The 26,602-nt window shown below is 64.3% G+C and carries 25 protein-coding genes; 12 read left to right on the top strand and 13 right to left on the bottom strand.

Features of this window, described 5'->3' with window-relative positions:
• Positions 1 to 21: 21 nt before the first annotated feature.
• Together LB515_RS09510 and LB515_RS09505 are read right to left on the bottom strand one after the other, a co-directional pair.
• Positions 22 to 552: a hypothetical protein gene (locus tag LB515_RS09510; RefSeq protein WP_224707542.1), complete on the bottom strand. Its 531-nt coding sequence runs from the start codon at positions 550 to 552 to the stop codon at positions 22 to 24.
• Positions 545 to 1,153 (bottom strand): CGNR zinc finger domain-containing protein, encoded by a 609-nt coding sequence (locus tag LB515_RS09505; RefSeq protein WP_095769381.1) that lies wholly within the window; start codon positions 1,151 to 1,153, stop codon positions 545 to 547. The genes LB515_RS09510 and LB515_RS09505 overlap by 8 nt, the downstream gene beginning before the upstream one ends.
• A gap of 93 nt (positions 1,154 to 1,246) precedes the next feature.
• Here LB515_RS09505 and LB515_RS09500 point away from each other — a divergent pair, with 93 nt between their 5' ends.
• The 4 genes from LB515_RS09500 (at position 1,247) to LB515_RS09485 (ending at position 5,772) form a co-directional block, all read left to right on the top strand.
• Entirely contained in the window at positions 1,247 to 2,152 is a 906-nt protein-coding gene (locus LB515_RS09500; protein WP_224707541.1) for a branched-chain amino acid ABC transporter permease, read from the top strand.
• Between the two features lie 187 nt (positions 2,153 to 2,339).
• Positions 2,340 to 2,945 (top strand): TRAP transporter small permease subunit, encoded by a 606-nt coding sequence (locus tag LB515_RS09495; RefSeq protein WP_224707540.1) that lies wholly within the window; start codon positions 2,340 to 2,342, stop codon positions 2,943 to 2,945.
• Positions 2,945 to 4,735 carry a TRAP transporter large permease subunit gene (locus tag LB515_RS09490; RefSeq protein WP_224707718.1) on the top strand — a complete coding sequence of 597 codons (1,791 nt, stop codon included), beginning with the start codon at positions 2,945 to 2,947 and terminating at the stop codon, positions 4,733 to 4,735. Before LB515_RS09495 ends, LB515_RS09490 begins: the two co-directional genes overlap by 1 nt.
• Before the next feature lie 8 nt (positions 4,736 to 4,743).
• Positions 4,744 to 5,772, top strand: coding sequence for a zinc-dependent alcohol dehydrogenase family protein (locus tag LB515_RS09485; RefSeq protein ID WP_224707539.1), 1,029 nt, complete (start codon positions 4,744 to 4,746; stop codon positions 5,770 to 5,772).
• A gap of 232 nt (positions 5,773 to 6,004) precedes the next feature.
• Here LB515_RS09485 and LB515_RS09480 read toward each other — a convergent pair whose 3' ends face one another.
• A complete protein-coding gene (locus LB515_RS09480; RefSeq protein WP_224707538.1) occupies positions 6,005 to 7,114 on the bottom strand; it encodes a TRAP transporter substrate-binding protein in 1,110 nt (369 codons plus the stop codon).
• Positions 7,115 to 7,381: 267 nt separating this feature from the next.
• On the opposite strand from LB515_RS09480, the gene LB515_RS09475 reads away from it, so the two are divergent.
• A complete protein-coding gene (locus LB515_RS09475; RefSeq protein ID WP_224707537.1) occupies positions 7,382 to 8,155 on the top strand; it encodes a gamma-glutamyl-gamma-aminobutyrate hydrolase family protein in 774 nt (257 codons plus the stop codon).
• Between the two features lie 18 nt (positions 8,156 to 8,173).
• Here the strand turns inward: LB515_RS09475 and LB515_RS09470 are convergent, their stop codons facing one another.
• The 5 genes from LB515_RS09470 to LB515_RS09450 all read right to left on the bottom strand — a co-directional run bounded on the left by LB515_RS09470 (position 8,174) and on the right by LB515_RS09450 (position 12,520).
• Positions 8,174 to 8,560 carry a hypothetical protein gene (locus LB515_RS09470; protein WP_224531570.1) on the bottom strand — a complete coding sequence of 129 codons (387 nt, stop codon included), beginning with the start codon at positions 8,558 to 8,560 and terminating at the stop codon, positions 8,174 to 8,176.
• 175 nt (positions 8,561 to 8,735) lie between these two features.
• Positions 8,736 to 9,716, bottom strand: coding sequence for a 2-hydroxyacid dehydrogenase (locus tag LB515_RS09465; RefSeq protein WP_224707536.1), 981 nt, complete (start codon positions 9,714 to 9,716; stop codon positions 8,736 to 8,738).
• Entirely contained in the window at positions 9,713 to 10,735 is a 1,023-nt protein-coding gene (locus LB515_RS09460) for a LacI family DNA-binding transcriptional regulator (RefSeq protein WP_095769389.1), read from the bottom strand. The genes LB515_RS09465 and LB515_RS09460 overlap by 4 nt, the downstream gene beginning before the upstream one ends.
• Before the next feature lie 66 nt (positions 10,736 to 10,801).
• A complete protein-coding gene (locus tag LB515_RS09455; protein WP_224638127.1) occupies positions 10,802 to 11,686 on the bottom strand; it encodes a DMT family transporter in 885 nt (294 codons plus the stop codon).
• A 426-nt stretch (positions 11,687 to 12,112) separates the two neighbouring features.
• A complete protein-coding gene (locus tag LB515_RS09450; protein WP_095769391.1) occupies positions 12,113 to 12,520 on the bottom strand; it encodes a DUF2000 family protein in 408 nt (135 codons plus the stop codon).
• Between the two features lie 44 nt (positions 12,521 to 12,564).
• Between LB515_RS09450 and LB515_RS09445 the strand changes: the two genes are divergently transcribed.
• Positions 12,565 to 13,425: an AraC family transcriptional regulator gene (locus LB515_RS09445; protein ID WP_224707535.1), complete on the top strand. Its 861-nt coding sequence runs from the start codon at positions 12,565 to 12,567 to the stop codon at positions 13,423 to 13,425.
• A gap of 259 nt (positions 13,426 to 13,684) precedes the next feature.
• Here the strand turns inward: LB515_RS09445 and LB515_RS09440 are convergent, their stop codons facing one another.
• Positions 13,685 to 14,158 carry a MarR family winged helix-turn-helix transcriptional regulator gene (locus LB515_RS09440; RefSeq protein WP_027169177.1) on the bottom strand — a complete coding sequence of 158 codons (474 nt, stop codon included), beginning with the start codon at positions 14,156 to 14,158 and terminating at the stop codon, positions 13,685 to 13,687.
• A 372-nt stretch (positions 14,159 to 14,530) separates the two neighbouring features.
• Between LB515_RS09440 and LB515_RS09435 the strand changes: the two genes are divergently transcribed.
• From LB515_RS09435 to LB515_RS09415, 5 genes are all read left to right on the top strand, one after another.
• Complete coding sequence (locus tag LB515_RS09435) at positions 14,531 to 15,574, top strand: CobW family GTP-binding protein (protein ID WP_224707534.1); 1,044 nt, start codon at positions 14,531 to 14,533, stop codon at positions 15,572 to 15,574.
• Positions 15,575 to 15,803: 229 nt separating this feature from the next.
• The gene (locus tag LB515_RS09430) at positions 15,804 to 16,778 is read left to right on the top strand and encodes a WD40 repeat domain-containing protein (protein WP_224707533.1); all 975 of its coding nucleotides are present in this window, start codon (positions 15,804 to 15,806) and stop codon (positions 16,776 to 16,778) included.
• Positions 16,779 to 16,873: 95 nt separating this feature from the next.
• Positions 16,874 to 18,250: an aspartate aminotransferase family protein gene (locus tag LB515_RS09425; RefSeq protein WP_224707532.1), complete on the top strand. Its 1,377-nt coding sequence runs from the start codon at positions 16,874 to 16,876 to the stop codon at positions 18,248 to 18,250.
• Between the two features lie 11 nt (positions 18,251 to 18,261).
• Positions 18,262 to 19,668, top strand: coding sequence for a glutamine synthetase family protein (locus LB515_RS09420; protein ID WP_224707531.1), 1,407 nt, complete (start codon positions 18,262 to 18,264; stop codon positions 19,666 to 19,668).
• Between the two features lie 27 nt (positions 19,669 to 19,695).
• On the top strand, positions 19,696 to 20,490 hold the full coding sequence (locus LB515_RS09415) for a UdgX family uracil-DNA binding protein (RefSeq protein ID WP_318012618.1): 795 nt from the start codon (positions 19,696 to 19,698) through the stop codon (positions 20,488 to 20,490).
• 275 nt (positions 20,491 to 20,765) lie between these two features.
• On the opposite strand, the gene LB515_RS09410 is transcribed toward LB515_RS09415, so the two are convergent.
• The 4 genes from LB515_RS09410 to LB515_RS09395 form a co-directional block, all read right to left on the bottom strand.
• Positions 20,766 to 22,025 (bottom strand): glycerate kinase, encoded by a 1,260-nt coding sequence (locus LB515_RS09410; protein WP_224707530.1) that lies wholly within the window; start codon positions 22,023 to 22,025, stop codon positions 20,766 to 20,768.
• Entirely contained in the window at positions 22,022 to 22,525 is a 504-nt protein-coding gene (locus tag LB515_RS09405) for a heme-degrading domain-containing protein (RefSeq protein ID WP_224707529.1), read from the bottom strand. The genes LB515_RS09410 and LB515_RS09405 overlap by 4 nt, the downstream gene beginning before the upstream one ends.
• A gap of 307 nt (positions 22,526 to 22,832) precedes the next feature.
• Positions 22,833 to 24,149 carry a guanine deaminase gene (guaD, locus tag LB515_RS09400; RefSeq protein ID WP_224707528.1) on the bottom strand — a complete coding sequence of 439 codons (1,317 nt, stop codon included), beginning with the start codon at positions 24,147 to 24,149 and terminating at the stop codon, positions 22,833 to 22,835.
• A 2-nt stretch (positions 24,150 to 24,151) separates the two neighbouring features.
• A complete protein-coding gene (locus LB515_RS09395; protein WP_224707527.1) occupies positions 24,152 to 25,378 on the bottom strand; it encodes a urate hydroxylase PuuD in 1,227 nt (408 codons plus the stop codon).
• Between the two features lie 275 nt (positions 25,379 to 25,653).
• Between LB515_RS09395 and LB515_RS09390 the strand changes: the two genes are divergently transcribed.
• Positions 25,654 to 26,574: a LysR family transcriptional regulator gene (locus tag LB515_RS09390; RefSeq protein WP_140844725.1), complete on the top strand. Its 921-nt coding sequence runs from the start codon at positions 25,654 to 25,656 to the stop codon at positions 26,572 to 26,574.
• Positions 26,575 to 26,602 lie beyond the last annotated feature (28 nt).

Genomic DNA, 26,602 nt, shown 5'->3' with positions numbered 1-26,602 from the left:
ATTTCGTGAGCGCTGGGCGTTTCAGGTCGCTTTCGAGCAATCCGGCTTCTGCGCATCGGGCAGCCTGCCGTCAGGATGGCCGGCAAGGTCCGGGTTGAGCTCGTATTTCGGGCCGATCACCAGCGGCCGGTCCGGCAGCATCGTCTGATCCTCCGACGAGGTCATGGTGGTGTCGATGCTTTGCAGCAATGTGCCGCTGGCATCCTGGATGCGGATCGAGACTTTGTAAGGCTTGTCCTTGACCACGCAGGAGAGCGGCGGACTGGTGAGCGTGATATAGGGCAGCTTCGGCCAGATCTTCTGGTTGACGACGAGCGGATCGCCGCCGGCCGGGTTCTGGAAGCTCACCACCGCGATCTGGCCGTCGACCATCGGCCGCAGCGGCTTCAGCGTGATGACGTAGGTGGCGATGGCGAGCCGGTAATTGAACTCGAACAGTTTGCCGGAGATGGCGAAGAGTTGCTCCTTGCCGGTGTCGCGGCAGGCGCCAAGCGCGAATGCAGCGATCAAGGCGACGCCGACCAGAGCCGAACGCGACAATTTCCTAAGCATTGCTGACCTCCCTCGCCGCTGTGCGGCGGCGGTAATAGCGGTTTGCCTTCTGGCGGTTGCCGCAAACCGCCATGTCGCACCAGAGGCGACTGGCGTTGCGGCTGCGGTCGACGAACAGCCAGCTGCAATTGGGACAGATCCTCAGCCTCGCCACCGTTTCGTCGCGCAGAAGCGACAGCGCCGAGACGGCCAAAGCCGCCTCGAAGGCAATCGGCGTTTGCGGATCGCCGAAAGGCTGGCCCGGCACCCCGATCTCGGTCGCGCTGCCGGACAGCCCGCCGGCGCAGGCCGTGAGGAAGTCCGGCAAGTGGCTGGTCGCAATCGCGCCGTTCGATACGGCATGGCGAAACAGGCGGTCGGTCGCTTCGCGAATCGAGACGACGGCTGGCTTTATCTCGCCCGGCTCCGGCGCCTGCAGCCTTCGGCCGCCGAGCTCGGCCGCGCGAAAGCCGCTCGCCGCCTCGGCGAAGCGGGCGATCTCGGCCGGATCGTCAAAACGGTCAAAGGACTTTTGCGGATCGTTGCGCAGCACGACGGTGTTCGCCGTGTCGAGCGCAAGGATGCCGCCGGTGAAGCGGTGCGGGGTCCAGGAAACCGTCATGACAGAAATCTAACCGATAAAACGCATTTGACAAGTTAGATTCCGAGTGCAACGGTCCGGCGGGGTCGCGTCATACGACCTGTAGGATATCGCATGCTCTATTTCTTCCAGCAGGTGCTGAACGGGCTGCATTCGGGCGCTCTCTATGCGCTGCTCGCCTTCGGCTATGTGCTGACCAACGGCATCCTGCATCGCACCAACCTGGCTTACGGCGCGCTGTTCGCCTTCTGCGGCCAGACGATGATCCTGACCGCCGCCTTCGGCTATCAGGCGCTGTGGCTGACGCTGGCCGCCGCGGTAATGCTCGGCGTCGCCGCCGCCGTGCTTTATGCCGCGTTGATCAGTCATGTCCTGTCGCGCAGCGTTTTCGAGAGGCTCGCCGACCGCTCGCCCAACGCCATCGTGGTGACGACGCTCGGCATTCTCATCTTCCTGTCGGAAGCGAGCCGCATCGCCGCCGACACGCATGACCTGTGGCTGCCGCCGATGCTCGCCAACCCCGTCATCTTTGCCCAGGGTGAGGGCTTCAAGGTGACGCTCACGGTGATCCAGCTGCTCGATTGCGCTTGTATCGTCGCGGTGGTGGCGCTGGCGGCCTGGCTGTTCTCGCATTCGCATTTCGGCCGCGCCTGGCGCGCCGTCTCCGACGATCCGAAAGCGGCGGCGATGTGCGGCATCGACGTCACCGTCGTGTTCCGCCGCGCCGTGCTGTTCAGCGGCTTTTGCGCCGCCCTGGCCGGCGTGCTTGCCGGTCTCTATTATGGCAATGTCTCCTTCGGCACCGGGCTGGTCTACGGCCTCAAGATCCTGTTCGTGACGGCGGTCGGCGGTTATCTGTCGCCGCTCAAGGCGGCGCTTGGTGCCGCGGCCTTCGGTATGGCGGAATCGCTCTGGGCCGGCTATTTCCCGCTCGAATGGCGCGACGCCTGGATCTATCTCTTCCTCGTCGCCATGCTGGTGCTGATCGGCGCCGGGCGCGACCAGGCCAAGATCGCCTGAGCTCCCAGACTTTGGTTGCATGACGTGGCGTCATGCGGCGGCATTCCGCCTCTGCGCGGCTTGCCGATCTGTTTGCCGTCGCTTTGTCATGTTGACCTGCCGGACCACGCACTGCATATCGTTGGGCCAAGCGGCGCGACACCGGAGGGGGAATCGGGCGCGCTGCCGGTACCAGGGAGGACTATGCATGGCAGGGCTGCTCGCTCTATCCAGGACGATCGACCGCATCAACGAGTTCATCGGCCGCTGGGTCTCGTGGCTGATCCTGCTCGCGATCCTGGTGAGCGCTGGCAATGCCGTCATCCGCAAGGTGTTCGACATCTCCTCCAACGCCTGGCTGGAGCTGCAGTGGTACCTGTTCGGGGCCGCCTTCATGCTGGCCGCCGCCTACACACTGAAACAGAACGACCATATCCGCATCGACATCGTCTACGGCATGTTCTCGCGCCGTGTGCAGCACTGGATCGACCTCTTCGGCCATGTCTTTTTCCTGATGCCGTTCGTGGTGCTGATGGTGATCTATTTCGTGCCTTATGTGTCGCTTTCCTTCCGCAGCGGCGAGATGTCGACCAATGCCGGCGGCCTGATCGTGTGGCCGGCCAAGGCCATCCTGCTGGTCGGCTTCTTCCTGCTCGCGCTGCAAGGGATTTCCGAAATCATCAAGAAGATCGCCATCATGCGTGGCGACATGGACGATCCCACTCCTTTCATCTCGGCCCATGAGCAGGCCGAGCTCGAGGCCAAGGCGCTGGCCGAGGAAGCCAAGGCGCACGCGGGCGAGGTGCGCTCGTGATCGAATTCATCGCGCAGAACATGGCGCCGATCATGTTCGCCTCGCTGGTCATCTTCCTGTTGATCGGCTACCCCGTAGCCTTCTCGCTCGCCGCCAACGGGCTGATGTTCTTCTTCATCGGTGTCGTGCTGTCGCCCTATTCCGGCGGGTCGATCAACCTTGCCTGGCCGCTGCTGCATGCGCTTCCCGACAATTTTTACGGCACCAGGGTGATGTCGAACGACACGCTCTTGGCGATACCATTCTTCACCTTCATGGGTATCGTGCTGGAGCGCTCCGGCATGGCCGAGGATCTGCTCGACACGATCGGGCAGCTGTTCGGGCCGATCCGCGGCGGGCTCGCCTATGCGGTGATCTTCGTCGGTGCGCTGCTTGCCGCGACGACCGGCGTGGTGGCCGCTTCGGTCATCGCCATGGGCCTGATCTCGCTGCCGATCATGTTGCGCTACGGCTACGACCGGCGCGTGGCCTCGGGGGTCATCGCCGCCTCCGGCACGCTGGCGCAGATCATCCCGCCGTCGCTGGTGCTGATAGTGCTGGCCGACCAGCTGGGACGCTCGGTCGGCGACATGTATGCCGGCGCGTTGATCCCCGGCCTCGTGCTCACCGGCATCTACATGCTCTACATCCTGATCATGTCGATCGTCCGGCCGAACTCGATGCCGGCGCTGCCGCTCGAGGCGCGTACGCTCGGCCACGGTGTGATATCTCTGCTGGTGGCAGTTGTGGTGACGGGCGCGATTTCATACGTGGCCTATCGCTACCTTGCGCCGACCCACGGCGACAATGCCGACATCCTCGGCTTCGCCGTCGGCGTCATCATCATTTATGTCGTCGCCATCCTCGATCAGCGGCTCCGTATCAACATCATGTCGAAGCTGGCGCAGCAGGTGGTGATCGTGCTGATCCCGCCGCTGGCGCTGATCTTCCTGGTTCTGGGCACCATCTTCCTCGGCATCGCCACGCCAACGGAAGGCGGCGCCATGGGCGCCGTCGGCGCGCTCATCATGGCGGCAATGAAGGGCCGCCTGACGATGGACGTCATCAACCAGGCGCTGGCCTCGACGACCCGGCTTTCCGCCTTTGTGCTGTTCATCCTGATCGGCGCGCGCGTGTTTTCGCTGACCTTCTATGGCGTCAACGGCCATATCTGGGTCGAGCACCTGCTGACCTCGCTGCCCGGCGGCGAGACCGGCTTCCTGATCGGCGTCAACATCCTGGTCTTCGTGCTTGCCTTCTTCCTTGATTTCTTCGAACTCGCCTTCATCATCGTGCCGCTGCTGGCGCCGGCGGCGGACAAGCTCGGCATCGACCTGATCTGGTTCGGCGTGCTGCTCGGCGTCAACATGCAAACCAGCTTCATGCACCCGCCCTTCGGCTTCGCGCTGTTCTACCTGCGCTCGGTCGCGGCCCGCGTGCCCTACCTCGACAGGATCACCGGCAAGCAGATCGCGCCGATCACCACCGGGCAGATCTATTGGGGTGCCGTGCCGTTCGTCCTGATCCAGGTGATCATGATCGGGCTGACCATCGCCTTCCCGCAGATGGTCATGCGCTACAAGGGTGCCGCGGTGGAGCCCAGCACCATCGACCTCAGGCTGCCCGACATGCCTTCGCTGTCGCCGCTCGGAACGCCCCCCGCGAACAACAATGGAGCTGCGCCATCCAATGGCGGCGCGCCGGCGGCAGCCGGCACGCCCGACCTGTCGCAGCCGCCGAGCTTCGGCGATGCGCCGGCCAAGCCGGCGGCGCCAGCGCCCGATCTCTCGCAGCCGCCCAAATTCAATTGAGGATACCCATGAGAGCCGTGCGGCTGGAAGCGGTAGGTAAGATCGGGTTGCGCGAGGTCGCAAAACCCGTTCCCGGGCCTGAGGACGTTCTGGTGCGCCTCGAGGCCTGCGGCGTCTGCGGCACCGACCGCCACCTCTTCCATGGCGAATTTCCCTGCACGCCACCGGTGACGCTCGGCCATGAGTTCTCCGGCATCGTCGAAGCGGTCGGCGCGACGGTGACGGGCATTGCCGTCGGCGACCGCGTCACCGGCGATCCGAACATTGCCTGCGGGCGCTGCGCCCACTGCCACGCCGGCCGCGTCAATCTCTGCAGCAATCTGCGCGCCATCGGCATCCACCGCGACGGCGGCTTCGCCGATTACGTGCTGATGCCGCAAAGCCAAGCCTTCCGACTGCCCGCAAACCTCAAGCCGATGCATGGCGCTTTCTGCGAGCCGCTCGCCTGCTGCCTGCACGGCGTCGACCTGGCCGCGATCCGGCCGGGCGCATCGGTCGTGGTGCTGGGCGGCGGCGTCATCGGCCTGCTCGTCGTGCAACTGGCCAAGCTCGCGGGCGCGGCGACCATCATTCTGTCGACCCGGCAGGCTTCGCGTCGTGCGCTCGCCGAGGAACTCGGCGCGACCGCGACGATCGACCCAAGCGCCGGCGACCCGATCGCGGCCGTCGCCGGGCCGAATGGCCTGGCGCCCGGCGGCGTCGACGTGGTGCTGGAATGCGCCGGCGTCCGCGACACGGTGGAGCAGTCGATGCGCATGGCAAAGGCGGGCGGCACGGTGGTGATCGTCGGCGTCGTGCCGCAAGGCATGAAGGTGGAGATCGAGCCGTTCGATCTTCTGTTTCGCGAATTGAAGGTGCTCGGCTCCTTCCTCAACCCGTTTACGCATGGACGGGCGGCGCAACTGATCGCCTCCGGCGCGATCGAGATCGACCGGCTGATCTCGAAGCAGGTCAGCCTCGAAGAGGCACCGGACGTGATCGCCAATCCGCCGGCGCCGGGCGAGGTCAAGGTGCTGGTGGTGCCGGGCCGAGGCTGACCCACTTCCTGGGAAAGCGTTCCAGTTCACTGATGTACAGGCGCTGGCGCTGCCCGTCATCTGGCTAGGCGCGGTTTTCCCTTCTCCCCTTGTGGGAGAAGGTGTCGCCGAAGGCGACGGATGAGGGGTGCTCCAGCTTGGCAAGGACGGCGATCCTTCCAATACCCCTCATCCGTCTCGGCGCTTCGCGCCGATCCACCTTCTCCCACAAGGGGAGAAGGAGGGCGGCGGTCTACAGCTTGCCGTTGCGCTGCTGCACCATCATGAAGGTGTCGTAATTGTATTCGGCGACCTGGGCCCAGAGATAGTGCTCCTTGCGGAAGGCCTTGATCGATTCCCAGATTTTCTTGAACGGCGCGTTGTTGGATTCCATCTCGGCATAGACCTCGTTGGCCTTCTCGAAGCAGGCGGCCATGATCTCCTGGCTGAACGGCGCCAGCTTAGCACCGTTCGACACAAGCCGCTTCACCGCCGCCGGATTGAGATAGTCGTACTTCTGCAGCATGTTGGCGTCCGCCGCTTGCGCGGCGGTATGCACGAGCGACTTGTAGGCCGGCGAAAGCTCTTCGTATTTGGCCTTGTTGAACATCAGATGCACGGTCGGGCCGCCTTCCCACCAGCCGGGATAGTAGTAGTAGGGCGCGACCTTATAGAAGCCGAGCTTCTCGTCGTCATAGGGGCCGACCCATTCGGCGGCGTCGATGGTGCCCTTCTCCAGCGCCGGATAGATGTCGCCGCCGGCGATCTGCTGCGGCACGACGCCGAGCTTCTGCACAACTTTGCCGGCAAAGCCGCCGATGCGCATCTTGAGGCCCGAGAGATCGGCCACCGTGTTGATCTGCTTGCGGAACCAGCCGCCCATCTGAACGCCGGTATTGCCGCCCGGCAGGCCGAACAGGCCTTGCGTGGCGAGGAACTCGTTGAACAGGTCGATGCCGCCGCCATGATAGTGCCAGGCATTCATACCGCGCGCGTTGAGCGAGAAGGGCACTGCGGCACCGAGCGCCCAGGTCGGGTCCTTGCCCCAGTAATAGTATGCGACCGTATGGCAGGCCTCGACTGTGCCGGCCGTGGTGGCGTCCGCAGCCTGCAGGCCGGGCACGAGCTCACCGGAGGCGAAGACCTGGACCTGGAAATTGCCGTCAGTCGCCTCCGACAGCATTTTTGAGAAGACTTCGGCGCCGCCATAGATCGTGTCGAGCGATTTCGGGAAAGACGATGCCAATCTCCACGTCACTTTCGGATTGGACTGGGCTATTGCCGGCGTGGCAAGCGCTGCGGCCGCAGCTGCAGCACCGACGCCGGACGCAGCGGCCTTGCGAATGAAAGAACGACGATCCATTAAGTTTCCTCCCTTGCGGATCAGCTGACCGACGTCAGGCCATCCTCGTGCCCGGATCGGTTGGGGAAGAAACATACACAGGCAAAGAGTCGAGTCCAGTGTTGCGGGCGAGGGTTGCAGCCATTCCGGCGCCGCGTGCAACTATAGTCTAACGAGCCTGCCGCTGGACCACGCAAGGCAGCGAAACTTGCCATGGCAAACTGCCTTCAGATCGCCTATTTTGTAGGCAGATTAACTCCTTAGCTCTCGAAGGAACCCAAACCCAAAATGCAGCAACCGCTCGTCGCAGTGTCGTCCGACGTCCGCCAGTTCGACAACTACACCTGGCACGCGGCACCCCAGCAGTATCTGGAAGCGGCGGTTGCCGGCGCCGGCGTGTTTCCGCTGCTGGTGCCGTCCTTCGGCGACCGGCTCGATTTCGACGAGCTGCTGTCGTCGGTCGACGGTGTCATGGTGACGGGCTCGAAGTCCAACGTGCATCCCTCGCTCTATGGCGGCGATCCCAGCGAGGCCAACGGCCCCTACGATACGGCGCGCGACGCAACCACGCTGCCGCTGATCCGCAAGGCGATCGAGCGCGGCGTGCCGTTGCTTGCCATCTGCCGAGGCATCCAGGAGCTGAACGTCGCGCTCGGCGGCACGCTGGGCACCGAGATCCAGGAGCGCGATGGCTCGCTCGACCACCGCGCGCCGGTGAGCGACAATCAGGACGAGCGCTTCGGCATCCACCAGACGATCTCGATCAAGCCCGGAAGCTGCCTTGCCGGCGTGTTCGGCGCCAGCGAGATCAAGGTGAACTCGCTGCATCGCCAGGCAATCGACCTGCTGGGCTCCAGGCTCCAGGTCGAGGCTTTGGCCAGCGACGGCACGATCGAAGCAGTCTCCGTCAAGGATGCCCGTGCCTTCGCAGTCGGCGTGCAATGGCACCCCGAATACTGGGTGAAGTCGGACAGCAATTCCGCCAAGATCTTCAAGGCCTTCGGCGATGCGGTGCGCCTGCATGCGGCCGCCAAAACAGGGGCTCGCGCCGCGGCAGAGTAAGCCTGGACAGTTCTGCGGCTATTCGCTTGTGCTCAGCGCCAGAAGCGGCGCGGCCGGCGCGTAGGATTCGTAGCCGTCGCCATCGGCAACGCCGAAGGTGACGATCGGATCGACCCCGTCGTCACTGAAAGCGACCGAACCATCCGCCTGCTCGCGCCAGAATTTCGCGTGCTCGATGCCAGGCATCAGCTTGCGGCAGTTCGGGGCGACGGAAAGCAACGACAGGCCTTTCGAGACTTCGGCGCCGCGGTGGATGGCGCAGGCCGCTTCATCGCCATTGGCGGTCAGCCGATAGGCGTTTGTCGGGATGAGTTCGGTGGCCTCGCTTTGGCCGTTGCCGCCATGCAGGAACTGAACGCCCCCGAACAACGCTACCGATGCTGCCAAGCCAACGAACAGCTTCACCCTGCCTCTCCGCACATAACCAAGTATGCAGAATGATTCCAAAGGGTTAAGTGGGCGTTAATAAATGTGGCGACGGGTGCGGATTGGAGCAATTTCCAGGACGGCTTTCCGTCCGGAATTACACCGAAACAAAGAGGCAGGCGGTTTGCCGTTTTCGTGAGGACCGAGAAACGCCTCAGGCTCGCGCCTTGACGTTGAGCGTCTCGGGCACCGGTGTCAGCGGCCGGCGGTCGGTAAACCACGACACGAGGTTGTCGACGCACAGATCGGCCATGGCGCGGCGGGTGTGGACCGACGCCGAGCCGACATGCGGCAGAAGCGAGGCGTTGGGAGCATCGAGCAGGGCCTGCGGCACGTTCGGCTCGTCGGCAAAGACGTCGAGCCCGACGGCTGCGATGGTGCCGCTCTTGAGGGCGGCAGCGAGGGCTGCCTCGTCCACCGTCGAGCCGCGGCCGATATTGACAAAGACGCCGTTCGAACCCAGCGCCGACAGGACCTCGGCATTGACCGCTTTCTCGGTGGAGGTGCCGCCCGGGGCAATGCAGATCAACGTGTCGACGGCTTCGGCAAGCCCCTTCAAAGTGGCATGATATTCGTATGCCAGGCCTTCGACCTTGCGGCGGTTGTGATAGGCGATCGGCAGGCCGAAGGCTTCAAGGCGACGGGCGACGGCCCGGCCGATGCGGCCCATGCCGAAGATACCGACGCGGCGGCCACGCAATGTAAGCCGGCTCAGGCGATAATTGCCCTTGGTCGCCCAGTCGCCGTCGCGCAGCCATTTCTCGGCGGCGTAGAGCTCGCGCACAGTGTTGATCAGAAGGCCGATGGCAGTATCGGCGACCTCCTCGGTCAAGACATCGGGCGTGTTGGTGACCATGACGCCGCGCTTGGCCGCATGATTGGCGTCGACCGAATCATAGCCGACGCCGAAACTGGCGATGATCTCAAGATTGGGCAGCGCATCGATCATCGCCGCGTCGATGCCTGCATAGGAGGCTATGCCGCGCACCGTGGCGCGGATCTCGTCCGTAACCAAAGACGGATCGGCGCGTTCGATCCGCACACATTTGAACGCCTCGTCGATGCGGCCGAGGGCATGGTCGTTGAAATCGCCCGGCACAAGGATGGCGACCGGCAATTTTCCTTCGGCCTTCATGCACGCTCCACTGGCTTGCCGGTCGACTGCCGCACATGCAGTTCCGGCTTGATCAGCTCCTGCGAGGGCCGCACTGCCTGTCCGTTCAATTTGTCGAGCAGGGCGCTGGCGGCGCGGCGGCCGACCTCGCGCTGGCCGTTCCAGACCGTGGTCAGGGCCGGTGTCGCGATTGCCGCCTCCTCGAGATCGTCATAGCCGGTGACCGAGATATCGACGCCCGGCACGAGGCCGGCGCGCGCGATGCCGTTCATCAACCCGATCGCGACCAGATCGTTCCAGCAGCAGGCAGCGGTGGGCCTGTCCTTCAGCGCCAGAAACTGTCCCGAGGCCTCGAAACCCGCCTGCTTGGTGCGCGGCCCGGGAATGCGCCAGGACGGCTTCACCTCCAGGCCGGCCGCCTCCATCGCGTTGAGATAGCCCTGGTAGCGGTCGCGGCCGGTCGAGGTCTGGTCGGTGCCGCCGACCATGGCGATGCGCTTGTGGCCGAGCGAGATCAGATGATTGGTGGCAAGCGCGGTGCCATAGGCATCGTCGCCGCGGAACACCGGCACATCGGCGCCGGCAACGGTGCGCGCGATCAGCACTGCCGGCAGGCCGTTTTCCTCGGCCATGATGATGTCCTCGGCCGGCGTGCCGATGGCCGGCGACATGATGACGCCGTCGGCGCCCAGCTGCAGCAGCGTGTCGATGAAGGTGCGCTGCTTTTCCAGCTGGTCGTAGTGGTTTGACAGGATGAAGGTCTGGCGGCTGCGGTCGAGCTCGCTTTCGATCGAGCGCAGTATCTCGGCGAAGAACGGGTTCATGATGTCGTGCACGACGACGCCGACGATGCCGGAGCGCGAGGTGCGCAACGAGGCGGCGCGACGGTTGTAGATATAGCCGATGGCGCGGGCGTGCTCCTTGATGCGCTCGCGCGTCGTGCCGGCGACCAGCGGGCTGTCGCGCAGCGCCAGCGACACCGTTGCCGTGGACACGCCGAGCGCATCCGCGATCGTCGAAAGCTTGATCTTCTGTGCCAGTGCCCTTCGCTCCCCAGGGTCTTTAAATTTTTTAAAACGGCCTTATGCCACCGGATTCGGCGCAAATCAAAGTTTTTTCGCCAGCGCCTCGGCCTCGGTGTCGAGCGAGGCGGAGTTGCGGACGCGAAGCCGGTGCTCGCGATGGATGATGTAGAGCCCGCTGGCAACGATGATGGCGGCGCCGAGCAGCGTCCAGCGGTCGGGGAACTGGTGGAAGATCAGCCAGCCGGAAATGATCATCCACACCATCTGCGAATAGGGATAGGGCGCGAGCTGGGTCGTGGTCGCCAGACGATAGGCCCGGACCAGCAAATAGTGGCCGCCGGCGCCGAAGACGCCGAGCATCAACAGGATGACCCAGTGCCAGCCATCCTGCGGCAATGACAGCGAGAAAGGCAGCAGCGGCAGGAGCAGCACGGCGGGTGCCAGCGCCGAAAAGAGGATCAGGCTCTCCGAGGTCTCCGTCGACGACATGCGCCGCGTCATGATCACGTAAAAACTGTTCGACAGCATCGAGCCCAGCGCGAAAAGATGACCGATGCCGAACACGCCGACGCCAGGCCTGGTGATGATGAGCACGCCGACAAAGCCGGTGAGAATCGCCAGCCAGCGCCGCCAGCCGGCCCATTCGCCGAGCAGCGGGCCGGCAAGCGCGGTGATGACCATCGGGCCGAAGAAATAGATCGACGTTGTCTCGGCCAGCTGCAGCGTGCGCAGCGCCAGGATATTGAACATGGTCGAGCCGAACAAAAGGACGCCGCGCAAGAGGTGCGCCGGCAGGTTGTTGGCGCGGAAGCGAACCGGCTCGCGCCAGCCGCGCAGGAAGATGCCGACCAGCAGGACATGCATGGTGAAGCGGGCCCACGCGACGATCAGGGCCGAGACGCCGGCCAGCACCAGATATTTGCTGGAGGTGTCGAGAAAGGTGAAGCAGACATAGACGCACAGCATCAGAAGCATCGCCGCGGGCGGCGTTGCGCTGTCGTCATTGTTTCTGGGAGCGCTCAAGGTCGGGCCGAAGGAAGATAGACGGTACCCTTCTGAGGCAATCGGCCCTTGCCAGCAAGCCAAAAGCGACTGGCCCAACAAGCGCTTCGGACAGGCTTAGAGCGCATTGTCGGTTGGCGATGGCCTGAGCAGTTCGCGCAGTCGTCACCCACGGGCGAAGCAAGGAGCGAAGCGACGCGCGCAGACCCGAGGATCCATGCCGTTACATTGACGCTCCGCCAGCGGCGCAGAATTCTGCCCCGTTGCACACTCCGGCTAAGGTCGCGGAATGGATCCTCGGGTCTCCGCGTCCGCTTCGCTCCCGCTCCGCCCGTGGATGACGAAGTTGGTGAGTTCGCTGCCAATCTCGACGGTTCAAGATGGCATAAATCAGCCATGCATGCGGGCGCCCTTGGTGATCTTGTCGACGAGCTTTTTCTCGCCGCGCATGGCGATGCCGACGACCTTGGCGTCGTCCGGGGCGAATTCGGCGAAGACGGCGCGGTTGGCGACGTCGTGCCCGGTCGAAAACATCTCCTCGACATAGGCGGATGTCGTCACGCCGCGTTCCAATGCCCGGCGGTGAATCGTACCTAGCGTCGCCGCATCGGCCGACAAGACAATGACCGGCTGGATCGACATCGGGTTGTAGAGGTTGCCGGCACGATCACGGTAAGCCTCGCCGATGATTTCGGGGAACTGCGCAACGATGCCGCTGGTCAGGAACGCGGTGACGTTGAGCTTCTGCCACACCGGCAGGTCCTCTCTGAGAACAATTGCAATTTTCGTGTCGAACACCAAGATTGAGTCTCCAAGACGGCCCGTGACGGGCGGGACAGGCGATGGCGCAGGCTCTAAGCGAAGAAGCGAAGGAAGGTCTTGAACGTTCGTGCGCGGATGGGGCCAACGGCGATCGCATCGTTTCGGCTCCGGGCGGCTCGGGTCTCGAACGCATCGAGGCGCGCTTCCATGGCAACGCCTTCGAGCTGCACCGGCACGACACCTATGCCATCGGCGTGACGTTGAATGGCGTGCAGCGCTTCCATTATCGCGGCGCGCTGCGACACAGCCTGCCCGGCCAGGCGGTCGTGCTGCATCCGGATGAATTGCACGATGGCGGCGCCGGCACGGAAGACGGCCTGCGCTACAGGATCCTGTATCTGGAGCCGTCCCTGCTGCTCGACTGCCTCGATGGCGAGCCGCTGCCTTTCGTTCGCGACGCCGTGGTCGACGATCCTCGCTTGCGCGACACGCTGCTGTCGGCGCTGGCACCGCTGGACGAGGCACTCGGCGACCTGTTCGTGGCAGATTTCGTTGCGCAGCTGGCGCAACACCTCAAACGCCATGCCGGGCAGCCGGCAAAGTCAACGGGCAAGACCGCATGGCGCGCCGCCGCGCTTGCCCGCGACTATCTCGAGGAGAATGCCGAGCGACCGGTGCGCTCCGATGAGCTGGAAGCCGTCACCGGCCTCGACCGCTACGCGCTGTCGCGCCATTTTCGCGCGACCTATTCGACCAGCCCGCATCGCTTCCTGTTGATGCGCCGGCTGCAAAAGGCGCGGCGCATGATCGCCGAGGGCGAGTCGCTGGCGGAAATCGCCGCCGGCGCCGGCTTCAGCGACCAGAGCCATTTCAACCGGCATTTCAAGAAGGCGTTCGGCATGACGCCGGGGCGCTGGGCAGCGCTGGTGCGCGACGCGTAAGCGCGACGCGCAGCGTCGTCGCTCAGGCGCGATGCGCAGCATCGTCGCTCAACCGCGAGACGTCCGGCGGTAAGCGCGTAAGCGCGACGCGCAGCGTGGTAGCCCGGGCGCGATGCGCAGCATCGTCGCCTTTTTCCGCTAAGCCGTTGCTTAGATGGCGTGTGGAGCGACGATGCTGCGCATCGCGCTTAGCTCGAGACGACGCTTCGCGTCGCTCGTTAATGGGAACGTCTCGCGGTTGAGTGATGACGCTCACGCGTCACGCTTCATCCAACTCCGCGTCATCGTCGATCAGCACCAGATCTTCGTTCGATAGATTCGCCTCGATGCGGGCGAGCAGCTTGAACAGCGCCTTCTGGTCCTTCTTGTCGAGGCCTCTCAGCGCCTGTTTCTCGGTCTTCTTGACCGACTTCTCGATGGCGCGGATGGTTTCGCGGCCGGACTCGGTGAGGAAGATATGGGCCTGGCGGGCATCGGCGTTGGAGGCGCGCTTTTCCAGAAAGCCCTGCGCCTGCAGCCGGTTGATGGTTTTGGTGATGGTCGGCGGGCGCACGCCGAGCCGGCCGGCGAGGTTGCCGGGGGTCTGGCCGTCCTCGCGGTCGAGCGCCAGCATGATCTGGTCCTGGCCGGCATAGAAGCCGTGCGCTAGAAGCCGCGCGGCGAGCGCTGTACGCGCCAGCCTTGCCGCCGAATGCAGCCGGCTCATTGTCGCTGTCTTGTCCGCCTTGGCCATGGTCGTTCCCTCTTCGGCCGAACCGGCGCGGACAAGCATAGAGGCTGTCCGACGGCTGGCAAATGACGATTTAAAGAGTCCGGCTTGCGGAACGCTTTGCCGGCAAGCATTGCGGTGCCCGCGCAGGTGATGCCAGATGTTTATTTCAGTTAGATGACAAACGACTTTTGCACCGGCGAGATTCACAGCGGACGCTGATGAAGGCGCTTGGGCGCCCGAGCAGTTCCTCCGTCTGGCCTGCCTCGGCCGCCGCCGATCCGTGCGTGGCGCCGCTCCGCTTGGAGGGTCGGCCTGGCCCATCGGTTTGGCGCGTGCAAAAGCTCGACACCCATCCTATATCAGGCCGACAATCCAGGATTTTCGAGGCAACCCATGAGCGACGCACAGACGCAAATCCCCGTAACCGTTCTCACCGGCTATCTCGGCGCGGGCAAGACGACACTGCTCAACCGCATCCTGTCGGAGAGCCACGGCAAGCGTTACGCCGTCATCGTCAACGAGTTCGGCGAGATCGGCATCGACAACGACCTGATCGTCGAGTCCGACGAGGAAATCTACGAGATGAACAATGGCTGTGTCTGCTGCACGGTGCGCGGCGACCTGATCCGCGTGGTCGAAGGCCTGATGAAACGCCCGGGCCGCTTCGACGCCATCGTCGTCGAGACCACGGGCCTCGCCGACCCGGTGCCGGTGGCGCAGACCTTCTTCATGGACGACGACGTGCGCACCAAGACCAAGCTCGACGCGGTGGTGGCGCTGGTCGACGCCAAGCACCTGCCGCTGCGCCTGAAGGATTCCAAGGAAGCCGAGGACCAGATCGCGTTCGCCGACGTGGTGGTGCTGAACAAGACCGACCTCGTCACGCCGGACGAGCTCGAAAAGGTCGAGGCGACGATCCGCGCCATCAACCCGGCGGCAAAAATCCATCGCACGCAGCGTTCCGGCGTGGCGCTTGACGAAGTGCTCGACCGCGGCGCCTTCGACCTGTCGCGGGCGTTGGAGAACGATCCGCATTTCCTCGACGCGCACGACCATGACCATGACCATGACCATCATCATGATCATGATCATGACGGTCACGATCATCACCATCACGATCATGCTTCCGACATCCATGACGTGACGGTGAAGTCGGTGTCGCTGCGCGGCGGCGAGATGGATCCCAAGAAATTCTTTCCCTGGATCGAGAAGGTGACCCAGATGGAAGGACCGAACATCCTGCGGCTGAAGGGCATCATCGCGCTGAAGGGCGACGAGGACCGCTATGTGCTGCAGGGCGTGCACATGATCCTCGAAGGCGACCACCAGCGCGCCTGGAAGGATGGCGAAAAACACGAAAGCCGGCTGGTCTTCATCGGCCGCGATCTCGACGCCGAGCGGCTCAGGAAGAGTTTTGAGGCCTGCCAGGCGGCTTGATTTCCTGACTTTCAAGCGCTAGCGCTGCCCGTTCTTCCTTCTCCCCTTGCGGGAGAGGGTGGCCTCGCGAAGCGAGGTCGGATGAGGGGTGCTCCAGTTCGGCGATGACGGCGTTCCGTCACCCACCCCTCAACCGTCTCGGCGCTGCGCGCCGATCCACCTTCTCCCACAAGGGGAGAAGGCAAGGCCGCACCTAGCCGCGCTGGCTAATCTCGAACGGACCGTTTGCATGCCCACAGTCGCCCCGCTTGATCTCGAAGGCCATTGCGTTGCCGCCGTCTTCTTGAACGACGTGCCGCATTTCGCGCTCGCCGACGGCGCGATCCACCGGCTCGATAATGGGCACAAGACGGTTCAGGCCAATGACGGCCTGCTTGCCGCCTTCCATGACGCGGCCAACGACCGGCTGATCACCGGCGGCGAGGATGGCAAGGTGTTTGCCGTGAAGGCCGGCGGCGAGGTGAGCGAGCTGGCCAGCGCCGGCAAAAAGTGGATCACCAGCGTCAGCGCCGGGCCGCAGGGCGCGATCGCCTATGCTTCGGGCAAGACGGCCTTCGTGCGTTTCGCCGACGGCAAGATCAAGGAATTTAGCCATCCGCGCTCGGTGGAGGGGCTCGCCTTCTCGCCCAAGGGCATGCGCTTCGGCGTCGCCCGCTACAATGGCGCGACGCTGCATTTCCCGGCCGCCGAGGGCAAGCCGGTGGAGCTCGAATGGGCCGGCGCCCATACCGGCATCACCTTTTCACCGGACGGCGCCTTCCTCGTCACCACCATGCAGGAAAACGCGCTGCATGGCTGGAAGCTCGCCGACGGCAAGCACATGCGCATGTCGGGTTATCCGGGCAAGGTGAAGAGCCTGTCCTGGAGCGTGAAGGGCAAATGGCTGGCGAGCTCCGGCGCGCCGGCGGCGATCGTGTGGCCGTTTGCCAGCAAAGACGGACCGATGGGCAAGGCGCCGCTGGAACTCGGCACGCGCGGCAATACCATGGTGACCTGCGTCGCCTGCCATCCCGGCCAGGATGTCACGGCCATCGGCTATGAGGATGGCATGGTGATCGCGGCGCGCTTTGCCGACGCCAAGGAGGTGCTGCTGCGCCGGCCCGGCACGGGCGCCATCACGTCGATGATGTGGGACAAGGAAGAACGCCGCATCGTCTTCGGAAGCGCCGCCGGCGACTGCGGCGTGATCGATATCACCGCGTAGGCAGTAGGGAATAGGCAGTAGGGCTTAGGGACGACGGCACCTACCGCCTACTGCTACTGCCTACTGCCTACTGCCTACTGCCTGAGGGGGGCTTCATGCATTCAATCCACCGGACTTCCATCGGCGGCATCGACATCGCCCGCATCGCCGAGTTGCGCGAAGCGGAAGCGGCCGCCTTCCGCAAGGCGCGGCCGAAATCCGAGGCGAAGCTCGGCAACGGCATTGCCGGTTTCCTCGGCGGGGTGCCGATGCACTGGATGAGCGACTGGCCGACGCCGTTCCCGATCCTGGTCGACGGCGCCAAGGGCGCTACCATCACTGACATCGACGGCAATAGGCTCGACGATTTCTGCCTCGGCGACACCGGCTCGATGCTCGGCCATTCGCCGCCGGCGGTCGCCCGCGCGATCCGCCGGCAGGCCGCTCGGGGTCTGACTTATATGCTACCAAGCGAGGATGCGCTGGCGATCGGCCCACTGCTTCAGCAGCGCTTCGGCCTGCCCTACTGGCAGATCGCCACCACCGCCACCGACGCCAACCGCTTTGCGCTGCGCGTCGCCCGCGCGGTGACCGGGCGCGAGAAGATCCTGGTCTTCAACGGCTGCTATCATGGCTCGGTCGACGAGACGATGGTGCGGCTGATCGACGGCAAACCGGTCAACCGGCCTGGGTTGGCCGGCGAATTCCGCGACCTGACGCGAGCGACCAAGATCGTCGAGTTCAACGACATTGCCGCGCTCGAGGCAGCGCTTGCGGCCCGCGACGTCGCCTGCGTCATCACTGAGCCGGTGCTGACCAATTCCTGCATGGTGCTGCCGGAACCCGGCTTCCACGACGCGCTGCGGCGCCTGACCCGCGCGGCCGGCACGCTGCTGCTGATCGACGAGACGCACACCATTTCGACGGGCCCGGGCGGTTATACGCGCAAGCACGGGCTGGAGCCGGACCTGTTCGTGCTCGGCAAGCCGGTGGCCGGCGGCGTGCCGGCGAGCATCTGGGGCATGAGCGAAGAGGTCGCCACGCGCTATGGCGCCTACAACCAGACCAAGGAGCCCGGCTATTCCGGCATGGGTACGACACTGTCGGCCAACCCCCTGCAATTCGCGGCAATGCGCGCCACTCTGGAAGAGGTGATGACCGAGGAGGCCTATGCCCATATGGACCGGCTGGCGCGCCGCCTCGATGCGGGGCTCTCCGCCGTCATTCAGCGAAACAAGCTGCCCTGGCATGTCGCGCGGGTCGGCGCCCGCGTCGAGTTCATCTGCGCGCCCGGACCGCTCGGGAATGGCGGCGAGGCGGAAAAAGCGCATGCGCCGGAGCTGGAAGCCGCCATCCATGTCGCGCTGGTCAATCGCGGCGTGCTGATCGCGCCGTTCCACAACATGATGCTGATCTCACCGGCAACGACTTCGGCGCAGGTGAGCCGACTGATCGCCGCCTTCGCCGCGGTTGCGGGCAAGCTTGCGGCGTGAGAAAAGCGGCGATGGACAATCTGAACGCCGCTGCCACCTCCCCTTCCGGCTCGACTCCCGCCGAGGCGAAGGCGTTTCTCGACGCGCATCCCGAGATCGAGGCGTTCGACATCGTGCTCACCGACGCCAACGGCATCGGCCGCGGCAAGATCGTGCGCCGGCACGAGCTGATGGGCATTTTCGAGAACGGCCGGCATCTGCCGATCTCGATCCTCGGCCTCGACATCACCGGCGAGGATGTGCATGAAACCGGGCTGGTGTGGGACACCGGCGACGGCGACCTCAGGGCATGGCCGATCCCCGGCACGCTTGTGCCGCTCTTCGGCACCAACCCGCCGCGCGGCCAGGTGCTGATGTCGATGCACCATCTCGACGGCCAGCCGATGACCTCCGACCCGCGGCTGGTGCTGGCAAGGCAGGTGGAATTGCTGGCGGCGCGCGGCCTGCATCCGGCCGGCGCCTTCGAGCTTGAGTTTTTCCTCCTGTCCAATGAGCGCGACGCGGATGGCAAGGTTCAGCCTGCCCGCGCGGTGCTCGACGGCCGCCGCTCGGCCAAGACCGAGGTCTATTCGGTCGACCATCTGCATGGCATGGAGCCGCTGTTTTCCGACATCTACGCTGCGGCCAAGGCGCAAGGCATTCCGGCCGAAACCGTGATTTCCGAATACGCGCCCGGCCAGTACGAACTGACGCTCAACTACCGCAAGGACGTGATGCAGGCGGCCGACGATCTCGTCATGCTGAAGCGGCTGGTACGGGCGCAGGCGCGGCGGCACGGCGTCACCGCCTGCTTCATGGCCAAGCCCATCGAGGCCTATGCCGGATCGGGCATGCATTTCCATGTCTCGCTGCAGGACGATGCCGGCCGCAACGTCTTCACCGAGGCAGCCGGCGAGAAATGGTCGCTAAGCCTGCTCAACGCGCTTGGCGGCCTCATCCACACCATGGCGGAATCCATGCTGGTGTTTGCGCCGCACGCCAATTCATGGCGCCGCTTCGTCTCGCAATCCTATGCCCCCGTGGCGCCCAGTTGGGGCGTCAACAATCGCTCGGTGGCGCTGCGCGTGCCGGCGGGCGACGCCAGGAATCGCCGCATCGAGCACCGGCCATCGGGCGTCGACGCGAATCCGTACCTTGTCGCCGCAACGGTGCTGGCCGGCATCGTCAAGGGCCTGGACGAGGGTCTGGACCCAGGCCTCGAGACCACCGGGAACGGCTATGAACAGGCAACGGAGAAATCGACCATGCCCGCCGACTGGCGCGCCGCAATCGAGGCGGCCAGAGGCTCCGATTTCCTGAAGTCGGCGCTCGGCCCCGACCTGCACAGAACCTTCGTGGCGATCAAGCAGGCGGAATATCTGCGCGTTGCGCGGACCGTCAGCGAGCTGGACTATCATCTTTATCTGCATGAGGTTTGAGCACAGGGCCTGACAGGCGCGGCAATCATGTTTTGCCGACGGCAGGAGATGCCGAAGAAGTATTGGCGGAACCTTCCCGTGGCCTCGCTCATTCCAGATTTGATAGCAGGAGCAGACAGAGCCGCGTCAGAGATGATCGACCGGATGCCAACCACCCCAGTACCGCGCCATGCCAAGGTGAAGGCCAAGCATTGGCCGACGCCCGAGCCGGCCGATGTGGTGGCGCCTGAAGCCGAAGATATTCCGGAGTTGCGCGAAGAGGCGAAGGGCTGCCGCCGCTGCCCGCTTTGGCATGACGCAACGCAGACCGTGTTCGGCGAAGGACCGGAAAGCGCGGACGTGGTCTTCGTCGGCGAACAGCCAGGCGATCAGGAGGATCTGGCCGGCAAACCATTTGTCGGCCCGGCCGGCAGAATATTCGACAGCATCCTGGACGACGCCGAAATCGATCGCCGCAAGGTCTATGTGACCAATGCGGTCAAACACTTCAAATTCGAGCCGCGCGGCAAGCGGCGCATCCATTCCAAGCCCAATGCGGGCGAAATCCAGGCCTGCCGCTGGTGGCTGGACAAGGAGCTCGACCTCGTCAAGCCGAACCTCGTGGTGGCGCTCGGCGCGACGGCGGCGCAGTCGCTGCTCGGCAAGGCCGTGCCGATCACCAAGATGCGCGGCGATGTGATCGAGCGCGAGGATGGCTTGCGCGTGTTTGTGACCATCCACCCCTCCTTCATCCTGCGCATCCGCGATCGTGAGGACAAGGAGGCGGAGAGGGACCGGTTTTTGCATGATATGCGGAAGGTGAAAGGGCTGATGGCTGCTTGATCGTTCTACGCACCCGAGGGACCGGTGGGCGTGCGCTTTTGAACGGCTCTGCGGCGTTGGAGATTAGCCGAAGCGCCTATCGCTTCGTCATCCACGGGCGGAGCAAGGAGCGAAGCGACGCGCGCAGACCCGAGGATCCATTCCGTGACTTCGATGCGCCGCAACGGTTCAGAATTCTGCTCCGCTGCATTCCTTGCCCGACGTCACGGAATGGATTCCAGGGTCTTCGCGACGGAGCTTCGCTCCTGCTTCGCCCTGGAATGACGGCTTTGCCGCTAGCGGATAAGAATCGCCCTTAAATCATTCACATTCGTTCCGGTCGGGCCCGGCACGAACAGATCCCCGACCGCTTTGAAGGCCGTCCAGGCATTGTTGCCGGCGAGCATCGCCTTGGCGTCGACGCCTGCCGCGCGCATGCGCGCCACGGTCGAGCCGCTGGCGAAGGCGCCGGCATTGTTCTCCGAGCCGTCGATGCCGTCGGTATCGGCGGCCAAGGCATCGATGCCGTTCACGCCGTCGATACCGATGGCGAAAGCGAGCAGGAATTCCGAATTGCGGCCGCCCTTGCCTTTTGCCCGCAACGTCACGGTCGTTTCGCCGCCGGAGAGGATCAGCACCGGCTTAGCGAACGGGCGATTGCGCGTCGCCACCTCGCGGGCGATCGCGGCATGGACGCCGCCGACCTCGCGCGCCTCGCCCTCGATCGCGTCCGACAGGATGACGGCCTCGATGCCTTGCCGCTTCGCTTCGGCGGCAGCGGCTTCCAGAGAGACGCCGGCCGAGGCGGTCAGGTGCACCTCGTTGCCGGCGAAACGCGGATCGTCGGGGCGCGGCGCGTCGGCGGCGGACGAATTGATGTGGGCCATGACGGAGTCCGGCAGCTTCATGCCATAGGCGGCGATCGAGGCCAGCGCATCGGCGCGGCTGCTGGTGTCGGGAACGGTCGGTCCCGAGGCAACCAGCGCCGGATTGTCGCCGGGGATATCGGAGACGACCAGCGACACCACCCTCGCAGGATGGGCAGCGGCGGCCAGGCGCCCGCCCTTGATGGTCGAGACATGCTTGCGGATGGTGTTCATCGCCGCGATCGGCGCGCCGGAGGCAAGCAGCGCTTCATTGACGGCGATCTCATCGGCAAGCGTCAGTCCGGGAGCCGGCGACGGCAGCAAGGCCGAACCGCCGCCGGAAATCAGCGCCACCACCAGGTCGTCAGCGGTCAGGCCCCGCACCTTCTCCAGCAGCCGGCGCGACGCCTCGAGGCCAGCGGCATCCGGCACCGGATGCGCCGCCTCGATGATCTCGATGCGCTCGCATCTGGCGCCATAGCCGTAGCGGGTGACAACCAAGCCGTCGATCGGTCCGTCCCAGACCTTCTCGAAGGCGGCCGCCATCTGCGCCGAGCCCTTGCCAGCGCCAATGACGACGGTGCGACCTTTCGGCTTCGCCGGCAAATGATTGCGGATCGTCTTTTCCGGATCGGCGGCGGCGACGGCGGCGTCGAAGATCGAGGTGAGAAAGCTTTTCGGGTCGGTCATTTTTCTTCCTGCGGCAGCGCGAGCGCGCTCGCATCGATGCCAAGATGCGCGCAGAGCGCGTCGACCACGACGCCATGATCCTCGCGCTCGGGCAGGCCCGAGACGGCGATGACGCCGATCACCCCGGCGCCCTTCACCGTGACCGGAAAGCCGCCGCCGGCGAGCACATAATCGGCAATGTCGAGCGCTTCGCCGACCTTGAACGTGCGGTCCGGGCGCTGCTGCTCCAGCACCAGCCGATAGGTGCTTCTGAGATAGCGCTTCACGACGTTGATCTTGCGCCGCGCCCAATCGGGATTTGAGGCGTTGGAACCCGGCATGGCCGCATAGAAGAGCGGCCGATCGAAAGTCCTGATGTCGACGATGATCGGAAGATCTTCCTTCAGCGCCCGGTCCCTGATGTCAGAACCGATCTTGAAGGCGACAGCCTCATCGAAGGCCGGAAAGACCAGCGTGGCTTCCTGTTTCTTGATCAGAGCGATGTCGTCGGCGGTGGCCATGTCTCTTTCTCCGAAATCCCACCGTCGTTTGTACGACAAGCTCTGTCTGGTCAAGCATCCGTCGCGGGCGCGCCAGGGTCGACCCCCACTCCGTCGAGCTTCGCTCGACACCTCTCCCCCGATCGACGGGGGAGAGGAAGGGCGCGAAGCGATTCAAGCTGGCGCCTTTCCAGTTGGCCCCTTTCCTCTCCCTCCGGAGGGGGGAGAGGTGGCGCCGCGAAGCGGCGACGGAGTGGGGGAACCACTTGGCAACCAGGCGCAGTCATCATCTTGCCCTACTCCAAGATCTCTACCCCATTGTCGGGACTTATCCCGCCACAATCGCGCTCTTCGCCGGCCGGCCTGCCACATAGACCTCGCGCACGGCACGATCGTCGCCCAGCGTCTGCAGCAGGAAGAGCTCTTCCGCCAGCGTTTCCACCGTCTCCATCCTGAGCCGCATGCCTGGCGTCGCGTGGGCATCGAGCACTACGATGTCGGCATCGCTGCCTTCGTCCAGCGTGCCGACCCTGTCGGCCACCGACAGCGCTTCGGCATTGCCGCGCGTCAGCTGCCAGAAGGACTGGAACGGATTGAGCTTCTCGCCGTTCAGCGCGATCACCTTGTAGCCTTCATCCATGGTGCGCAGCATCGAATAGTTGGTGCCGCCGCCGACATCGGTGGCCGCGGCTATCCTGAGCGGCTTCTCGCGCCGGCGATAGCGCTGATAGTCGAACAGGCCGGAGCCCAGGAAGAGATTTGAGGTCGGGCAGAACACCGCCACCGAACCCGATTGCGACAGCGCATCCGCCTCGCGTTCCGACAGATGGATGCAATGGCCGAAAAGGCTTTTTTTGCCGAGCAGGCCGTAATGCTCATAGACGTCAGTGTAGTCGCGCGACCAGGGATAGAGCTCCTGGGTGAAGGCGATCTCGGCGTGGTTTTCCGACAGATGCGTCTGCATGTGGAGATCGGGATGCTCACGGCAGAGCACGCCGGCCATTTCCATCTGCTCGGGCGACGACGTGATGGCGAAGCGTGGCGTGATTGCATAGAGCTGGCGGCCCTTGCCGTGCCATTCGGCGATCAGCGCCTTCGTATCGTCATAGCCGATCTGCGGCGTGTCGAGCACGCCGTCGGGCGCATTGCGGTCCATCATCACCTTGCCGGCAATGTTGAGCATGTTGCGCTCATGCGACTCGGCGAAGAAAGCCTCGGCCGAAGACTTGTGCACCGAACAATAGGCGACGACGGTCGTCGTGCCCTGGCGCAGCATCTCGTCGAGGAAGACCCTGGCGATGCGGCGGCCATGCTGCGCGTTCTGGAATTTCGACTCTTCGGGAAAGGTGTATTTGTTCAGCCAGTCGAGCAGCTCGGCGCCGTAGGAGGCGATGATCTGCATCTGCGGCACATGAACGTGGGCGTCGAGGAAACCCGGCAGGATCAGATGCGGACGATGGTCGATCGTCTCGATGCCGGTGCCCGCCTTCTTCAAGACCTCCGCATAGGAACCGGCGGCAACGATCTTGCCATTGTCGATCAGCAGTCCGCCATCTTCCTCGTAGCGCCAGGCGGAATAGTCGTCTATCGATTCGGGCCAACGCAGGAAGGAGAGCGTGCGGCCGCGCAGAATTTTCGCTGTCATGCTTACTTTCCGGCGCCTTCGAACCAAGCGACCAGAAGGGCCCTTTCCTGGTCGGTGATCTGGGTGATGTTGGCGGGCGGCATGGCATGCGCCCGGCCGGCCTGGATGTAGATTTCGCGCGCATGCTCCGCGATGCGCTCGTCGGTGTCGAGCAGCACGCCCTTCGGCGCATGGTAGATGCCTTCATAGACCGGCTCTTGCGTGTGGCACATCGAGCAGCGGCCAAGCACGGTGTCGCGCACGGCCGGGAAATGGGCGGAGGCGATGTAGACCTGCGCGGCGGCGGATGCGGCGGAGATTTTTGGCTCGCCGGTCAGCACCTTCGGCACGGTCGACAGCCAAATGATGATCATGAACAGCACGGCAGCGCCGAGCCAGGTCCAGGTCGGGTTGCCCTTCCTTGCATGCACGGTGTTGAAATAGTGCCGGATCAGCACGCCGATGATGAAGACCAGCGAGGCGATGACCCAGTTGAACTCAGTGCCGAAGGCCAGCGGGTAGTGGTTCGACAGCATCAGGAACAGGACCGGCAAAGTCAGGTAGTTGTTGTGCAGCGAGCGCTGCTTGGCGATCTTGCCGTATTTCGGGTCCGGCTTGCGGCCGGCGATCAGGGCGGCGACGACGATCTTCTGGTTGGGGATGATGACCATGAAGACATTGGCCGACATGATCGTGGCGGTGATGGCGCCAAGATGCAGGAAGGCGGCGCGGCCGGTGAAAAGATGCGTCAGCCCCCAGGCGATGAACACCAGCACGCAATAAAGCACCAGCATCAGCCCGGTGTCGCTTTTGCCCAGCGGCGAGCGGCAGAGCAGGTCGTAGACGATCCAGCCGACGCCGATGGTGGCCAGCGACAAGAGGATGCCGACCGGCACCGAGATGTTGAGCACGTTGGGATCGATCAGGAAGAGATCGGCTCCGGCGTAATAGACCACGCAGAGCATGGCGAAGCCCGACAACCAGGTGGCGTAGGATTCCCATTTGAACCAGGTGAGGTGCTCCGGCATCTCGGCCGGTGCCACCAGATATTTCTGGATGTGGTAGAAGCCGCCACCATGCACCTGCCATTCCTCGCCGAAGGCTCCGGCGGGCAGGCCGGGCCGCTGGCGCAGGCCGAGGTCGAGCGCGACGAAATAGAAGGACGAGCCGATCCAGGCGATGCCGGTGATGACATGCAGCCAGCGGACCGCGAAGCTCAGCCAGTCCCAGAAAATCGCGAAATCCATCATTGCACTCGTCCCTGCCGATGAGAGCGACTTTACGGTCTGGCGCGCAAACGAAAAGAGGCGAGGTGCGCGATGACTTTCAAAAAAAAATGGAAAATACTAGGGTGCCTAAGGTGTGTGAGGATTCAGGTCAGGCCGAGCCGAAAACGGCGCGTTTCGAGAACCGGGGCGGAGCGTAGTTGAAGTACGTGAGCACCGGAAGCGCAGGAACCCGGCGTTTGCAGGCCGGCATCAGCTGAATCTCCACACACCTTCGCGCAGCCGCTTGAGAGCCACACATGGCCTATCTCGACAACATCGCTGTCTTCGTTCGTGTCGTCGAGCTCGGCAATCTGTCGGCGGCGGGGCGCGACATGCGCATTTCGCCGGCGGTCGCCTCCAACCGGATCAAGGAGTTGGAGAAGCATCTTGGGGTGCGGCTGTTCAACCGTACGACAAGGCAGTTGATGCCGACCGAGCATGGCACCGTGTTCTACACCGGCGCCAAGCAGGTGCTGGACGCGATCACTGAGGCGGAAGCGGCGGTCGCGGCGCTCTCCGGCCAGCCACGCGGGACCATCAGGGTCACGGCGCCGCTCGGCCTCGGCCGGAGGCTGATCGCGTCAGGCATCCCGGATTTCCATGACAAATATCCCGATATCGAGGTGAGGCTTCGGCTCTCCGACCACAATGTCGATATCATGAAGGAAGGCATCGACGTCGCCTTCCGGCTCGGAATCATCGAGGATTCGAGCCTCAGGATGCGCGGCATCATGGAATGCGAGCGCGTGCTGGTGGCGGCGCCGAAATACCTGGAAGCGCGCGGCGAGCCGACCGAGGCGCAGGAGCTGATCGGTAAAAAGCACGACTGCCTGATGCTGCGCTATGCCGGCGCGCGCGAATATGTCTGGACGCTGCAGACGCCGAACGGACCGCAGAAATTCGAGGTGCACGGTCCCTATGACACCGACGACGGCGACGTTCTGACCGGCTGGGCACTATCGGGGCGCGGCATCATCAACAAGCCGCGTTTCGAGGTCGAGCCGTTCATCCGCGACCGGCGGCTGAAGGTGATCCTGCCCCAGGCGCCGCCGACGCCGGTGCAGTTCGCCGCCGTCTATCCGCACAAGAAGCTGCAGGATCCGAAGGTGCGGCTGCTGCTCGACTTCATGGCCGAGCGCTGCCAGCGGCTGATCAAGGACCTCCTGGCCGGGAAGTAACGGCCGGTGGCGTCGCCATTCCGGACGG

The organism is Mesorhizobium sp. CA15, from assembly GCF_020165215.1.
Classification (GTDB): Bacteria; Pseudomonadota; Alphaproteobacteria; order Rhizobiales; family Rhizobiaceae; genus Mesorhizobium.
The sequence above is the reverse complement of the archived record's forward strand: the minus strand, read 5'-3'. Positions and strand labels throughout refer to the sequence as shown.